Origin of the sequence: Listeria farberi (genome assembly GCF_014229295.1) — a bacterium.
GTDB classification, from domain to species: domain Bacteria; phylum Bacillota; class Bacilli; order Lactobacillales; family Listeriaceae; genus Listeria; species Listeria farberi.
This window is the reverse complement of the sequence record NZ_JAARZL010000001.1, coordinates 126,065-141,614: the sequence shown is the minus strand read 5'-3', so window position 1 is coordinate 141,614 and position 15,550 is coordinate 126,065. Positions and strand designations below refer to the sequence as shown.

17 protein-coding genes and 2 pseudogenes are annotated in these 15,550 nt (G+C 36.4%); 6 read left to right on the top strand and 13 right to left on the bottom strand.

The window, feature by feature from the left end; genetic code table 11:
• Window positions 1–2 precede the first annotated feature (2 nt).
• The 6 genes from HCB38_RS00655 (at window position 3) to HCB38_RS00630 (ending at window position 5,110) form a co-directional block, all read left to right on the top strand.
• Window positions 3–767, top strand: coding sequence for a triose-phosphate isomerase (locus HCB38_RS00655; protein WP_185637216.1), 765 nt, complete (start codon window positions 3–5; stop codon window positions 765–767).
• 6 nt (window positions 768–773) lie between these two features.
• Window positions 774–1,220, top strand: coding sequence for a ribose 5-phosphate isomerase B (rpiB, locus tag HCB38_RS00650; RefSeq protein ID WP_003724276.1), 447 nt, complete (start codon window positions 774–776; stop codon window positions 1,218–1,220).
• Window positions 1,221–1,245: 25 nt separating this feature from the next.
• A complete protein-coding gene (locus tag HCB38_RS00645) occupies window positions 1,246–2,010 on the top strand; it encodes an SDR family oxidoreductase (RefSeq protein ID WP_003765224.1) in 765 nt (254 codons plus the stop codon).
• A 46-nt stretch (window positions 2,011–2,056) separates the two neighbouring features.
• Window positions 2,057–2,713 carry a fructose-6-phosphate aldolase gene (gene fsa, locus HCB38_RS00640; RefSeq protein WP_031645361.1) on the top strand — a complete coding sequence of 219 codons (657 nt, stop codon included), beginning with the start codon at window positions 2,057–2,059 and terminating at the stop codon, window positions 2,711–2,713.
• 1 nt (window position 2,714) lies between these two features.
• On the top strand, window positions 2,715–4,712 hold the full coding sequence (tkt, locus tag HCB38_RS00635; RefSeq protein WP_185637214.1) for a transketolase: 1,998 nt from the start codon (window positions 2,715–2,717) through the stop codon (window positions 4,710–4,712).
• A 65-nt stretch (window positions 4,713–4,777) separates the two neighbouring features.
• Window positions 4,778–5,110 carry a bacteriocin immunity protein gene (locus HCB38_RS00630; protein ID WP_185608040.1) on the top strand — a complete coding sequence of 111 codons (333 nt, stop codon included), beginning with the start codon at window positions 4,778–4,780 and terminating at the stop codon, window positions 5,108–5,110.
• Window positions 5,111–5,208: 98 nt separating this feature from the next.
• On the opposite strand, the pseudogene HCB38_RS00625 reads toward HCB38_RS00630, so the two are convergent.
• The 13 genes and pseudogenes from HCB38_RS00625 to HCB38_RS15165 all read right to left on the bottom strand — a co-directional run bounded on the left by HCB38_RS00625 (window position 5,209) and on the right by HCB38_RS15165 (window position 14,778).
• A pseudogene (locus tag HCB38_RS00625) lies at window positions 5,209–5,428 on the bottom strand (DUF6440 family protein).
• A 13-nt stretch (window positions 5,429–5,441) separates the two neighbouring features.
• Window positions 5,442–5,809, bottom strand: a pseudogene (locus HCB38_RS00620) (inorganic diphosphatase).
• 142 nt (window positions 5,810–5,951) lie between these two features.
• Window positions 5,952–6,590, bottom strand: a complete 639-nt coding sequence (locus HCB38_RS00615) for a hypothetical protein (RefSeq protein WP_185637212.1) — start codon at window positions 6,588–6,590, stop codon at window positions 5,952–5,954.
• A gap of 308 nt (window positions 6,591–6,898) precedes the next feature.
• Window positions 6,899–7,258, bottom strand: a complete 360-nt coding sequence (locus HCB38_RS00610; RefSeq protein WP_246414965.1) for a UCP019853 family protein — start codon at window positions 7,256–7,258, stop codon at window positions 6,899–6,901.
• 239 nt (window positions 7,259–7,497) lie between these two features.
• Window positions 7,498–8,088, bottom strand: coding sequence for an SMI1/KNR4 family protein (locus HCB38_RS00605; RefSeq protein ID WP_185317886.1), 591 nt, complete (start codon window positions 8,086–8,088; stop codon window positions 7,498–7,500).
• 384 nt (window positions 8,089–8,472) lie between these two features.
• Entirely contained in the window at window positions 8,473–9,294 is an 822-nt protein-coding gene (locus HCB38_RS00600) for a MurR/RpiR family transcriptional regulator (RefSeq protein ID WP_185305338.1), read from the bottom strand.
• 134 nt (window positions 9,295–9,428) lie between these two features.
• Window positions 9,429–9,743, bottom strand: coding sequence for a PTS lactose/cellobiose transporter subunit IIA (locus HCB38_RS00595; RefSeq protein WP_185305340.1), 315 nt, complete (start codon window positions 9,741–9,743; stop codon window positions 9,429–9,431).
• A gap of 7 nt (window positions 9,744–9,750) precedes the next feature.
• Window positions 9,751–10,074 carry a PTS sugar transporter subunit IIB gene (locus tag HCB38_RS00590; protein ID WP_185305342.1) on the bottom strand — a complete coding sequence of 108 codons (324 nt, stop codon included), beginning with the start codon at window positions 10,072–10,074 and terminating at the stop codon, window positions 9,751–9,753.
• A gap of 14 nt (window positions 10,075–10,088) precedes the next feature.
• On the bottom strand, window positions 10,089–11,393 hold the full coding sequence (locus HCB38_RS00585) for a PTS sugar transporter subunit IIC (RefSeq protein ID WP_185317883.1): 1,305 nt from the start codon (window positions 11,391–11,393) through the stop codon (window positions 10,089–10,091).
• Between the two features lie 2 nt (window positions 11,394–11,395).
• The gene (locus HCB38_RS00580; RefSeq protein WP_185305347.1) at window positions 11,396–12,922 is read right to left on the bottom strand and encodes a DUF4127 family protein; all 1,527 of its coding nucleotides are present in this window, start codon (window positions 12,920–12,922) and stop codon (window positions 11,396–11,398) included.
• Window positions 12,919–13,725, bottom strand: a complete 807-nt coding sequence (locus tag HCB38_RS00575; RefSeq protein WP_185305349.1) for a Cof-type HAD-IIB family hydrolase — start codon at window positions 13,723–13,725, stop codon at window positions 12,919–12,921. Before HCB38_RS00575 ends, HCB38_RS00580 begins: the two co-directional genes overlap by 4 nt.
• Window positions 13,726–13,734: 9 nt before the next feature.
• Window positions 13,735–14,406 (bottom strand): N-acetylmannosamine-6-phosphate 2-epimerase, encoded by a 672-nt coding sequence (locus tag HCB38_RS00570; protein ID WP_185317882.1) that lies wholly within the window; start codon window positions 14,404–14,406, stop codon window positions 13,735–13,737.
• 243 nt (window positions 14,407–14,649) lie between these two features.
• A complete protein-coding gene (locus HCB38_RS15165) occupies window positions 14,650–14,778 on the bottom strand; it encodes an LPXTG cell wall anchor domain-containing protein (protein WP_003732889.1) in 129 nt (42 codons plus the stop codon).
• Window positions 14,779–15,550 lie beyond the last annotated feature (772 nt).

Sequence of the window (15,550 nt, the reverse complement as noted above, 5' to 3'; positions counted from 1 at the left end):
TTATGCGTAAACCCTTAGTTGGAATTAATATGAAAAACTATATCAATACTCGGGCTCAGACATCTGAATGGTTAGAAGCGACTATCCCCCTTCTTGAAAATTTTTCTGATGTGGATACGTTTATCTTTCCTTCTATGGGCACACTCGAAACGACCGCCACCCTTTTAGCGGGGACATCATTTGGCTTTGGTCCACAAAATATGGCGCCGGAGAAATCCGGCCCGCTAACTGGTGAATTTTCGGTAGAATCTATCATTGATCTAAACGCGAACTATGTCGAAATTGGTCACGCAGAACGCAAAAACCTTTTTCATGAGAAAACAAGGGAGATAGCTAAGAAGATTAAACTTGCATTGGACGAAAAAATCACTCCAGTTGTCTGTGTGGGTGAAGAAGTCCGTGCGAATGATACAAATGAATTAAAAAATGCGCTAAAAAAACAAATCGAAGCGCTGTTTCAGACAATTAATTTAGCACAGTGGGAAAATGTTGTTCTGGCTTATGAACCGGAATGGGCAATTGGAAAGGCATCTTCAGCTGAGACAAACTACATCGAAAGCGCTCATCAAGCTTTGCGCGAAATTATTCGCGAACTAGGCGGCGATGAAACCCTCGTAAGAATTATTTATGGTGGGTCGGTCAGCAAAGAAAATGCCGCAGAAATTGTCCGTCAAAAAGATGTCGATGGTTTATTCGTTGGAAGATTTGGCCATAAACCGCAAAATTTTGCCGACATTGTTTCTATTGTTAGCAAAACGAAAGGATGAGTTAGTATGAAAATCGCAATTGGTTGTGACGAAATGGGTTACGAACTAAAACAAACCCTCATCACACGTTTAAAGGAGAAAAATATCGAGTTTACTGATTTCGGCAGTTTTGAAAATGAAAAAGTACTTTATCCAAGTATTGCCGAAAAAGTAGCACTAGAAGTTAAAAACAACGATTATGACCGAGGAATCCTCATTTGCGGTACAGGTATTGGAATGGCCATTACAGCAAACAAAATTCACGGCATTCGCGCAGCACAAATTCATGATTCTTATTCAGCAGAACGCGCAAGAAAAAGTAACGATGCGCATATTATGACAATGGGGGCTCTTGTAATCGGGCCATCTCTTGCCGTTTCGTTACTCGACACATGGCTTGATAGTGACTTTTCAGGTGGACGTTCTCAGGCAAAAGTAGATTTAATGGAAGAAATCGACCAAAAAAACAGATAAAAAAATTTATTGGAGGTAATGAAAAATGACTTTTAAAGGTTTTGATAAAGATTTTAACATTACAGACAAAGTAGCCGTGGTAACTGGGGCAGCAAGCGGGATTGGTAAAGCAATGGCAGAACTTTTTTCCGAAAAAGGAGCTTATGTTGTCTTGCTTGATATTAAAGAAGATGTAAAAGATGTCGCAGCGCAAATTAACCCATCAAGAACGCTAGCACTTCAAGTCGATATTACTAAGAAAGAAAACATCGAAAAAGTCGTTGCCGAAATTAAAAAAGTCTATCCAAAAATCGATATTTTAGCCAATTCAGCTGGTGTCGCACTTCTTGAAAAAGCAGAAGACTTACCAGAAGAATACTGGGATAAAACAATGGAACTGAACTTAAAAGGTTCATTCCTAATGGCACAAATTATCGGTCGCGAAATGATTGCAACTGGCGGCGGAAAAATCGTTAATATGGCCTCTCAAGCTTCTGTCATCGCACTTGATAAACACGTTGCTTATTGTGCTAGTAAAGCAGCAATTGTTTCTATGACGCAAGTGCTAGCAATGGAATGGGCGCCTTACAACATTAATGTCAACGCGATTTCTCCAACCGTTATCCTGACAGAACTCGGCAAAAAAGCTTGGGCAGGTCAAGTCGGCGAAGATATGAAAAAATTAATTCCAGCCGGTAGATTTGGTTATCCAGAAGAAGTTGCCGCATGCGCCCTCTTTTTAGTAAGTGACGCAGCGAGCCTAATTACTGGCGAAAACCTAATTATCGACGGCGGTTATACGATTAAATAAAGTATTCAGCTTTAAAGTTCAGCTGAGAGAATGGAGCGAGTAAATAATGAAATTTTTCTTGGACACAGCAAGCGTATCGGAAATAAAACGAATTAGCGAACTAGGTTTAGTGGACGGTGTGACAACCAACCCAACCATCATCGCAAAAGAAGGTCGACCATTTGAAGAAGTAATCAAAGAAATTTGTTCTATCGTAGACGGTCCAGTTAGTGCAGAAGTTATCGGCCTCGAAGCAGACAAAATGATAGAAGAAGCTCGAATTCTAGCAAAATGGGCGCCAAATGTAGTAGTAAAAATTCCTATGACGGAAGAAGGTTTAAAAGCAGTCCATACCCTCACAGCTGAAGGCATTAAAACAAATGTTACGCTTATTTTCACTGTTTCCCAAGGATTAATGGCTGCAAAAGCTGGTGCAACTTATATTAGCCCGTTCCTAGGAAGATTAGATGATATTGGTACGGACGGGATGATTTTAATTAAAAACTTAAAGAAAGTGCTTGATAATTATGGTCTAAAAGCAGAAATCATTTCAGCAAGTATCCGCCACATCGGGCATTTAGAAGAAGCCGCGGAAGCTGGAGCACACATCGCGACTATCCCAGGAAGCCTTTTTCCGAAACTTTGGTCTCATCCTTTGACTGATAAAGGTATTGAAGGATTTTTAAAAGATTGGGAAGCGTTCAGTCAGAAAGAAGGCAATTAATATGAGCAGAATTGATGAACAAATGGTTAACTCGATTCGCGTATTATCAATGGATATGATTGAAAAAGCGAACTCCGGACATCCCGGTTTGCCGATGGGAGCCGCACCAATGGCTTTCTCACTTTGGAAAAATCATTTAAAATTCAATCCAGAACACCCAACTTGGTTTAACCGCGATCGCTTCGTTTTGTCAGCGGGTCACGGTTCGGCGATGCTTTATAGTTTGCTACATCTATTTGGTTACGATTTACCAATGAGCGAGCTGAAAAACTTCCGCCAAACTGGCAGTAAAACGCCCGGTCATCCTGAATTCGGTCATACGGTTGGTGTCGATGCAACTACCGGCCCACTTGGTCAAGGTTTCGCGATGGGAGTTGGGATGGCAATGGCCGAGGCTCACCTTGGCGCCAAATTTAATCAACCAGAATTCCCGGTTGTCGACCATAACACCTACGTGCTATGCGGAGACGGCTGCTTGATGGAAGGTATTTCCTACGAAGCTGCGTCCCTTGCCGGCCATTTAAAACTCGGAAAACTAGTTGTTTTATATGATTCAAACGATATTTCACTTGATGGTGATTTAAATGAGTCATTTTCAGAAGACATCGAGCTTAGATTCCGAGCTGCTGGTTGGCAAACGCTACGTGTGGAGGACGGGAATGACTTAGATGCGCTGGATGCAGCAATCCATCTTGCAAAAACGGAAAAATCCCGCCCTACTTTAATCGAAGTGAAGACGGTCATCGGTTATGGTAGCCCTGGAAAAGCCGGAAAATCAGCGGCACACGGCTCCCCACTTGGCGAAAAAGAACTCAAGCTAGCAAAAGAAGCTTACGACTGGCAAATGCCACCTTTTGAATTACCAAAAACTGTCGAAAATCAAAAAGAATTTTATCATTCTAAAGGTCGTGCTAGTGAAAGCAGCTGGCTTCGGACATTCAATGCTTACAAACAAGAATATCCAGCACTGGCAGAAAGCTTACAACAATTAATGGATGATAATTTAGCAGCTGATTGGGATGCAGAATTACCTGTCTTCGATGAAAATGCGGACAAACCAGTTGCAACTCGTGAAGTATCAGGGATTGTCCTTCAAGAATTAGAGAAAAAACTGCCTAACTTATTTGGTGGCGCAGCTGATTTAGCTTCCTCCAACAAAACCAATTTAAAAGCTAGTGAACGATTTGCTCCTGAGAACTATGCCGCTAAGAATATCTCGTTCGGCGTCCGCGAATTTGCAATGGGTGCAGCAGTCAACGGCATGACGCTTCACGGCGGAGTCCAAGCATTCGGCGCAACCTTCTTCGTATTCTCAGATTATCTACGTTCCGCGATTCGTTCAGCAGCCTTAATGAGCATTCCATCCACCTTCATTATGACCCATGATTCCATTGCGGTCGGTGAAGATGGTCCAACACACGAACCAATCGAGCATCTCGCATCCTTCCGCGCCATGCCGGGACTTCACGTCATCCGACCAGCTGACGGCAACGAAACTGTCGAAGCATACCGCTATGCCTTTACTCAAAAAGAACAACCAACCATGCTCGTTCTTAGCCGCCAAAACCTGCCAATTTTACCAAATAGCGCAGAAAAAGCAAAAACCGGTATTTCAAAAGGGGCTTACATCTTAGCCGATTCCCCACTTGATAAACTAGATATCATCCTACTCGCTTCAGGATCCGAAGTGCACTTAATGACAGCTGTCAGAGATAATCTCGCTAAAAAAGGCTTTGGTGCACGCTTAGTCAGCATGCCAAGCTTTGATTTATTCGACAAACAAAGCCCAGAATATAAAGAGTCCGTTTTACCAAAAGCAGTGAAAAATCGCTTCGCCGCCGAAATGGGCGCATCATACGGCTGGCACAAATACCTCGGCGACACAGGCGAAATCCTCGCGATTGATTCGTTCGGTATGTCTGGCCCGGGAGATGAGCTAGCAGAACGATTTGGGTTTACTGTAGAGAATTTGACGAAGCTTGCGCTAAAGCAGTTGTAGGTGGATTCTATGAGCAGAATGGAGTATTCTATAGTAAGATACTTTATTAAAAGAGGTGCGTTTTAATGAAAAAGAATACTCCAGAGGCACTTGTAGATTTATTCGAGGAATGGAAGAATTTATTTGAGTCGGATACTTCTTTAAGTAACCAAAATTCGTCCCAACTACAAGAAATTTTGACTACAGCTATCATCAGAGTCAAAAAAGGCTCTCAAACAGTCGAATTAGAAGCTCGTTCTGTCTATCAAAACATCCATACCCTATGCTTCGTCGAAAAAATCCATTTAAATCCTGAGGAAGCAAACGTATTAAAAGAGATAGAGAAAATCGCTCTTTCAAAAGGCTTTTGGGGCGGAATGAACACTTTAAATGTAACCAATCAATTTCCAAGCAATTAAAATGAACTGTAAAAAAACAGGAATGCTCTACATCCAAATAGAGCATTCCTGTTTTTATTTATCTAGCTTGTAAAAGCACCATAAATCAACTCATCGCTTTACTCAGTGTCATTAAACTTAGATAAATCAGCAAGCAACGGTTTGCCGTCTTTGTCCAAAAGCGGCGACATCCCACCTGAATAACCAGTCAAATGGTAGACATATTGCACACCTGTTTCTTTATCAACCCAAATCTCCATAATGTTGAGTTTACCTTGTGTATATATTTTTTCGAATCTTTCTTCCATTATTTTCCGCCTCCTTTTTTAGTAGTTGTATGATTCATTTTCAACTAAATCAATTTAATTTCCGAATCAAAATATTGTTCGATAAAATGGACTTTTTCTCTAATTTCCTCTATGGTGAAATTCTCATTCGGAGGTGCGACAACCCATTTATCTTCCACATCATCATTCCGAGTAATCACCGCAATTAAATCTCCTTGAAACGTTTCAATCGGCTCAGAAATTTCTCTTGATAAAATATAAACGTCCTGCTCTTCCCCGTCACCACCAATAACACCCTCCACAAAGCCATAATTAAGCGGATAGACATTGCCGAATTTGTCGGTATAACCTATAGGGCGATCTATGGTTACTTTTAGGGTTTGTTTTTTGTTTTAGAAAGTTGCGTTTTATGGATGGATTGTTTTGAAGTCATACGCCATCCTCCTTCTTAAGTTATTCTTTAAATGTAAATATTTTGAAACAAATGGGGGGCTATTGTATAGAGCTCTATTAATTCAATACCAGCAATTGATAATCTTAATTATATTTTGCTATATCATTAATTCTCCTCTAAATTAGTCACAAAAAAAGAATAGTAATCTCACATCTTCATCTTCGCAGTTACAATCATTAACAATTTTTTCTAATGCTGGTAATACTTTTTCAACAAAGCTCATAGCTGATTCATAATAACTTTCTTCCCATTCCATTAATGTATAATAAAACACTTCTTTATCTGGTATTACTTTATTACTTATAAGCGCATTCATCGCTTCATTTGACACTTTCTTGACATTTGCGCCACTAACATTAGCAACATATCTTACTATTTTTCCGGTCCGCTTGTATTCAGCATAATCCTTCTGGCTCATAAATCCTCGATGTTTATTTTTTTGCCCATGCCAATCGTACTTTTTTAGTTCGGCCAAATCTAAAAATGAATGGCTATGTCCATCAAGCCCCCAATATTCCACATAAGCAATATAATTTTCCGAAGCATTTTTAGGTACACCTCGGGGAGTATCTATTGGTATAAAAGCGTCCCCCGTATCTGCATTTGCAAACCCCTTTCCATTTCGGACACCGGCTAAAATGCTAAATAAATTATAATTTCTTCCTATAAATTTTAACAATTCATCTGCAATATCATATTCCTTCCATTGGTCTATCCTTTTATCTCTCACTTCTACCATTAAATAAATATCACAACCCATTACTAAAAGCCCCCTTAAAGTTTTTCTATTTATAAATAGGCTCTTGCACGTTCTTCTCAGGTAAATTTTCTTAGTATATTTTTTCTATTTTGAGAATAGCTGTATTGCTCATAAATTAGGCTCTTTATTTTCTTCAACCAGAGCATCAATTTTATTTACATCTAACTGATTAATAGTACTCATGCTATTCAAAAGTTACTCCTACATATTAATTTTTATTTGTCATTTTTTTTTACTTTCAATTTTCTAAAAAATAAGATTGTCAAAGCTCTACTTTCACGATGCTGATTGAGATGTGGAGTGTTTTTTTACTTGTTTACTTTTTCTATAACTTTTATATTGAATCTATCAACATTTAATTCAACAAATTGGTTTTCCAAATACCAAAAATCAGAAATATCTTCAGCTGCTAAATCAATCTCTATCCCTGAATCTATTTTCTTACTAGAAGGATGAAAAACGCCTCTGATAAAGTATGCAAAACTATCTGCTAGTTGAGTTATTTCCTTAGCTTGTATAGCACTTTTCTCAATATCTAAATCATCGAAAATGACTATCTCTAAATCAACAATATATTCTTGGCCAACCTCTACTGAACATTTGTATTCTTCAACAAAACACAAAGGAAATCTTATCCTTATTTCTGCTCCCTGATATTCTTCAGGCAATATTAATATATAGGATGGTGAAGAATAATCATAGTCATCATATCTATATTTCCACAGATAATTAGCGCCATCAACTATAATTTTCTTAGTTTTTTCAAGCTAAAATACCTCCAAAAATAAATGTTAATCTATTTATTCTAACTTTCATTCCTTAAACATTTAAGACATACAGCAAACTATAACAAAGTCTTATGTTTCTACGGATAACGCTTGTCTCTTTGCAATACTGGTGGACGTGTTTAAACTAAATTTTCAATAACTACTTCTGTCATTTTCAAGGTTTCCATAATAGTAGGTGCAATGTAATAGATAAAATCAGGATCATGCACATAACTAATGATTTGACCTTCTAGTCCCTTTTCACTTGGTTCATAGTCCAACATCAAATATAACGAATTTGCGTATTCTGCAAATGGAAACCAACTTTTGCAAAATAAATACGGCTTTATTCGCTTGTCTAATTGTTTCAGTTGTTTTTGATCTATTGTATCTGGAAATTCTGTCATTTCACGGTTTTCATGCTGAAAATGTATTTTAACTGCACTAATCTCTTGTAGTGAAAGGAAACGATACCCCCTATAAAATCCTTCTTGTGGCCAAATCAAACTCATAGAACCACTACCATTTTTGTATTTGTAAAGAGATTTGAAGTCTTCAGGTAACTTTAGTTGAAATTGATGTTCAAAGGCTGCTAATTCTTCCTCTGTAGCCCCTTGAATTGCAAGGTATGCGTCAATATCTTCCTGCTCTAATTCTTCACCATTTAGTTCCTCAGCATTTTCAAGAAAAAGTTGCTCGTTTTTCTTTACTAGCTCTATGATATTATTCATCCAGTTTAGTACTCCTTGTCAGCTTCAAATTTATAGAGGTATTATACCCTAACTAAAAACTATGCACAATCTATCTATTTTCGTTTGAATATTCCATTTCATGTGTTTTTTGATACAAAATCCAAAATATTTTTTATAACTTCTTCGTTAAGAACAATGTTGTACATATGCTCATTAAAATTTTTTAATGCATTCAGTCTCTTTTTTGTATAAACGAATTCAAGGATAACAAGTAAACCTAGAAAAAATTTTATACATCATATTGGTACTATAATAACTTCTGTCCAATTTTACGTACCTTAATATATTTAAAATAAATGTAAAAGAAGAGAAGGCGAAATTCGCCTTCTCTTCTTTCTTCATATTTCGATGTATTCCAAAATCTTACTCAATCCGTTTAACCAAAGCTTTATTTGTCAAATTTCTTACGTTATGATACGTGGCTGGGCTTATATCCACTAGTGCTTTGATTAAAGTATCTAACAAGTATAGTTGACTAACTTCAGCTGAAAAAGAACCTGCATCTGATAAAAATTCTTTGGAAGAGGCTACTAAAGAAACATCCCCCATTTGACTAATTTTAGAATTAATAAAATTAGTTAAGGTAACAACCGGTGCACCACTTTGAGAGGCAAGTTCGATATTTTGAATTACTTCTTTTGTATTCCCTGATTTACTAATCCCGATAACAATATCTGTTTTCTTGATCATAGTTACATAGATGCTTTGCAGATGGCCATCTGGAACAAATTCAACAAATTTTCCTAATCGTTTCAATCTATTACTTAACTGCATTGCAATAAACGCAGATGTGCCAACAGAAAGTATGTACACATGTTCTGCTTTATGAATCATTTTAGCAGCTTGTTCTAGTTTTTCTTGTTCAATAAAACTTTTAGTATCTTGTAAACCATCAACAAATTGACGATAGACAAGGTCTTTCGCTTCATTACTTTCATCTGTTATATTTTGCTTTTGAGAAGTTTGATACTTCACTAAAGCAATTTTTAAATCTTGAAATCCCGTTAGCCCAATTTTTCGAGAAAAACGAACAATAGTACTTTCTCCAACACTTGCCATCAATGCAAGGTCATTTATCGATAGATTCTCTACTTCATCTGGATTACTCAAAATCAACTGAGCAACTTTTTGCTCAGATTTGCTTAGCGATGGAAAATAACTGCTAATTGTTGCTAATAAATCCATCAAGCTCTCACCTCTATTAGTATATGTCTTCTCTTCATTATACTCTAAAAATAAAAATGCTTCTAGAATTATCTAATCCTGACAAATAAATATAAGGGTGAACTTGTAATCACAAGTTCACCCTTTAAAAATGGCTATTTTAATAGCTTCCGATATACATCAATAAGCTCTTTCGCTAAATCTGTAAAAGTTATGGCTGTCATTAAGTGATCCTGGCTGTGGACAGTAAGCAGCGTCACTTCCATATGATTTCCTTTTGCTTCTTCTGTTAGCAATCCTGTTTGGGCATGATGTGCCTCCACAATTGATTGCTCTGCTTCACTGATTTTTTCTTCTGCTATTTCAAACGCACCAGTTTTTGCCGCTTGAATGGCCTCCATAGCATTACTTTTAGCATTTCCGCCATGCATGATTAAACCCATAATGGCTTCTAAATTTTTGTCATCCATTTATTTTTCACGCTCCTTTGATAAGGTTAAGAGCAAGATTTAATACTTTTTCTCCATTCATAGTCCCGTAATCAGCCATGTTAATAACTGCTGAGGGAATACTTTTTGGGGCCAGTTTTTCTTCTATTTGCTTTTCCATAAATCGCACTTGGGGTCCTAATAAAACGACATCAATCGTTTTACTGGCAATTTGGTTATCTGCATCTGAAGCTGCCACAGCAAAAATATCTACTTCTAATCTTTGTTCCGCTGCTGACTTTTGCATTTTAGTGACTAATAAGCTCGTACTCATTCCTGCTGAACAGATAAGCATAATGGTTTTTTTAGACATTTTTTATTCTCCTTTTATTTGGCATTTTCTTTTATCACTGTTCTATTAGACGCTTTGACGAAAGGAAGATAAATTAATACACCTATAATAATTAAAAAGATTTGTAAAACAGCTGCACGCCAGTCACCATTTGTAGCTAAATAGCCTGAAATCACTGGTGGCGTAGTCCAAGGAATAAGTACCGAAGTTTTTGCAATCCAACCTAGTGCAGTCGCATAATAAGCAATCGTCACTGTTACTGCTGGAACAATAATTAAAGGTACCGCAAGTAGCGGATTAAATACTACTGGTAAGCCAAACATTAATGGTTCACTAACATTAAATAATGATGGGATAATACCGACTTTTGTAATAGAACGATAGTCTTCTCTTCTAGAGGCAATCATTATCGCAATTACTAAACAGATAATCATCCCGCCACCGCCCATCCAACCAAAAGCATCAAGGAAAGGCTTAGTAACAATATTTGGTAATGCAAGACCATTTTTTAACGCTTCCATATTTTCTTGAATCGCTGTTAGCATAATAGGCTCACCGATAGATCCTAAAATAAAAGTACCATGCAGGCCAAATGCCCATAATAAGTTACTAAAACATACATAAAGTAAAATTCCGCCAATAGATTGGAAAGAAGAAATTAATGGTGCTTGAAAGAATGTTAGTATAAGTGCTGGAATATTAGTATTAAACACCCATACAATAAGAACTTCAATCAATCCAAGGATAAGTGTTACAAAGAAAATCGGAATTAACACATTGAACGATTTTGCAATAGATGGTGGTACGCTCTCAGGCATTTTTATTTTCAAACGTTCTATTTTAGAAAATTTACTTAGCCACGTAACAGATAACAAAGTAGCAATAATTGCTAAAAACATACCTGTTGCACTTGTTTGGGTTTGTGTTAGTGCGGCTGCAGCAGTAAATGTTTTACCTTCTACATCTGTTATGATAATTTGCGCTGGCAAAACAATCATGTAAGATACTAACCCCATTACCGCTCCAATTAACCCTTCATCCCCGTAGCTCACTGCTAACTTATAGCCAATGGTTACAGCAATCATCAGCGCCATAATACCTAGCGTCCCATTATAAATTTGATTACCTAAATCCGCCCATTTAATCGCAGCAGAATAGTTCTTTAACAAACCATTTGTAGGACTTAAAATAAGATTGTTTACTAACACCCAAAAAGAAGCAATAATTGTCATTGGAATGAGCGTTACAAAGCCATCACGAATTGCTGCAATATGACGTTGACTCGAAAATTTATTGGCGAAAACTAATAATTTATCAATAAAAACATTAGATTTATTCATTTTCAACTCTCCTTATTTTTAACTGTACAATAAATTTCAAACATTCTGTTCCAAGGAAACGTAACTTGATCAATTGTAAATACGTCATCTGTAAAACTATTTTTTAGTACAGAACGATGATATTTTTGAATTAAGTTTACAACTACCTCACTAATCTCAGTAGCTTTGTCTCCTAAGTAAAAATAATTCAACCCTTTTTCTGGTAGTACCTTATCTGTAATTTGTTTACGAATGATTGCTTGGTAAAATAAGTCTTCATATATATTTGCTAGTAAATTCCCCTTAACTTTCTCCATATTAAAAGCGGCTTGGCAAAACGCTAATCCAGCAAGGCTGCTTCCTAACGAATTACAATTAGTATTCCATGCTTTATAACTTAAAATTTCTTCTAAAATACCTTTTTCATCTAATAATTCAATTAATTCTATTTCACCACCATTTGCAAAAGCAGCATCACAAATACCAACTTTTTTACCAGCAGTAAGGTCTGCTTGAATTTCTAGAATAAAACTTAAAAGATGACGATAACTGTCATAGGTCACATCTTTTGTGGTTAGCTGATCCCATGATTCTTGCATTTTTTTTCCTGGCGTATTGTATTCAAGCACGAATTCGGCATCTTTCACATCATCTACCAAACGAAAACCTGCCGCTAGTACATGTGCTTTCAAACTTTCATTTATCGGCCGATCTTCGTATAAAGGGACTATTTGCGCTCCAAAAGTTGAACTATATCTAACAAATAAACTCGGTGTTTTCCCTAAATAATCATTATAAGCACGAGCAAGTAAGGTGAACCCTACTTCATCAGCACCAGGGTAGACCATGATTCTATCTTTCAACCGTTTATTTGCAATTTCACTATATACTTTGCTCTGATCCATTGCAGTATAGCCATACGGAGCTGAATCATCTTGTGGAATACTAACAAAAGAAACAATATTCTCCGCAACGAGTTTAATATGCAACAGATTCACTTGTACATTAAAAGCTCTACGTGTTTCATAATCAAAAACCACCTCTTGAGGCAACGTTTCTTTCAGTTGATGCCACTCACTTTCTTCGTGTTCATCTAAAACTTCTCTAGTTGCTTTATCTTTTAGCCAGCCATAGCGAAAAATTGCTTCCCCATACTGCTCATAATAATCTGGTTCTTCATCTGAACTATTATATTTAGGTGTACGCATTATTAGGTTCGAAAGAAATATTTTTTTATCTGGAAAGTCTTTTTTAATTTCTCGTAAAAACGCTTCATAATCCTTTAAATCCTCTTCTGTAAGATGATGCAATCGAGACGGTAAGAGCCCACCATAAAGTAGCATTTCTGCAGATAAAATAGCATACGAACTATTTGCTATATTTTTTTTAATGAAACTACGAATTTCCTGGATGTTTGCTGGCTCCTTTTTGTGTCCTAATAATGCTTGTGGTACAGAAAGCACATTCATAGTTTGATTTACTGCTGCGGTTTGTTCAGGGTAGATGGCATTACATGGTCGTTCATCTAATGGCACATATAAAATATTCATATCCGCTCCTCCTTTTTATGATAATAAATATCTGCTACAACATCACCCACCGTTTTTTGATAACAATTTGCTTTTTCACAAATTGCTTTTTCAGCTTCTTGAACTGCATAGGAATGATTGGTTAGCGTGAACATAGAGACATCACTTTCCGCGTCACCAACGACATATAAATTATTCGAGGAAATACCTAGTTTTTGTTGAATTAACTCTACAGCTTTTCCTTTAGACACTTTATTAGAGAATACTTCAAGGGAAGATGGGCTAGTTTGAATAACGGTTACTTTGTCTGCACCTAGACTTTCGGTTATCGCTGATTTTATCGGCAAAAATGCCTTTTCATTTCCAAAAGTTAAATAAATTGTTGGGCTAATTTCTCCTGCAGAAATATATGCTGGTAAGTCTTCAATAACCTTAGAGGAATCAACAAATTCTGCTACTTCTTCCGGCTTTCTTGGACTTGGGAAATGACGATTATTTTCATCAGAGACTTCTGTTCGAAGACCTCCCGCAAAAATCGCCTGATTTAGTTTAGGAATATACTCAGAAGGAATTGTTTCCAGCAAGATAGATTGGTTATGTTTATCTTTAATTACCGCACCATTTTGGCTAATGCGATACTCCCCAGCAAAGCCTAACTTTTGCTCTACATATTGAATATCTGTGTCCATTCTACCTGTGCAAATAACAAAGTGTCCGCCATCCTCACAAAATTTCTTTATTTTTTTCAAACTTAATTGATCGATTTGACCACTACTATCAAGTAGTGTTCCATCTAAATCACAAACTAATAAAACATCATTCATTCTGATAACCTACCATTTCGTTGCATTTACATATCGTTCCGTAATTAACTTTGGACGTGTAATAATAGAACCTACTACAACTGCAAATGCTCCTTTTCTTAGTGCTTCTGTTACTTGTTCTGGTTTACTTGTATGCCCTTCCATAATTACAGGAACAGCTACTTTTTGAACAATTTCTTCTAATAGTTCAAAATCTGGCTCCGTTGTTGCTTTTGAGTATGGCGTGTATCCAGCAAGTGTTGTGGAAATTAAGTCGAACCCTAATCGCTCTGCCTCTATGGCTTCTTCCAAAGTAGAAATATCGGCCATAGCTAAACGATTTTTGCGGTGAATTAGTGCTAGTAAATCACCTATCGATTCATCATTTGGTCTTTTTTGTTTTGTAGCATCAAGCGCAATAATTTCTACTTCTGTTTCTAAAAGTGCTTCTACTTCATAACGAGTGGGAGTAATGTAGACATTCGAATCTTCGTAATCACGTTTCCATATTCCAATTACTGGCAAATCCACTGTTGCTTTAATTTCTCGAATATCTTCAGGGGAGTTTGCTCTAATACCTTTTGCTCCACCTTCTTTGGCAGCAAGTGCCATTCGCGCCATAATCATTGAACTGTGTAAGGGCTCATTTTCTAAAGCTTGACAAGACACGATCAATTGTCCTTTTAAATCACTAATATTCATTTTATCGCTCCTTTCGGAATAATTTTACACCATTATTTTATATTTGTAAATGTTTTACACCATATATTATCAAGTAAATTTAGTCCTAGATATTTAGGAATAAGATTTATCAATAAACTGGGCAAAAGATCACATGCCTGACGTAGAATTTAAGGTACGTTAGTCAGTGAATTATTTTAACGCCACTGAATAAATGTTGTAGTATATAATGTTCATATAAGAATACTGTAATTTAAAAACGCATTATTTATTAGCTTTATTGACATGAACAATTGAAAAACTTAAGAGTAATGACCCAAACATTACATAGAGACTATCTCCATTATCGCCAGTTTTTGGAAGCTTATTCTTTGCTTTCACTTTTGATAGCATATTTTTATCTACTTACTGTAATTTCTGGTGGAAATTTCTTTTTTAGTTGAGTGTATATCATTTATGTTATTTTTCTTAGCGACTAATACTGAAGCAATAACTTTTTAATTATTAGTATATTATTCGTTCCTCCTGTGACTGACCATTCACTATCGTCCCTATTCCATAGCAAATAAAAGATATACATTTCGAAGAAATCGTTAGACTACTCTAACTAAAATTTAATACTAAGGATACTACTATATATAGATAGTATTTAATTTAATATATTCATCCACTTGGTTTAACCTCTTTGTTACATCTTGCTCACTTTCTCCTTCAACTATTACAGATGCAATCGCAAAAACACTTGATGTAGCACCCTGGTAAAAATCCCCTTCCTTAGCATATACCTCATAGAGCTTTACCCAATCAAACGGCAACTCTTTCGTATAGATGTTAATTTTCCATGCTTTGGAGCACATTGTATTGACCCATATAGCATTTCCCTTTTCACACTGTTCTCTTCTGTTAGAAGCCCCAGTTGATTTCTAAACCAAGTTCTATTCATATCAGTCCCTGTCCTATATTCAATACATTTCGGAATTTTCCCACCAGCAGTTCTGCTTGCTACTTCACATAGTATTATTTCTCCATCATGAGTAATAAATACTTCTAAATGAAAAGTTGTATTTTGAGGAGTTGGAAATTTCTTTAGTAAAATTAAAGTATACCCTATTCATACAATCGTTCTCACTCTAAATGTACTCAATTGATTTCAAAATAATAAAAA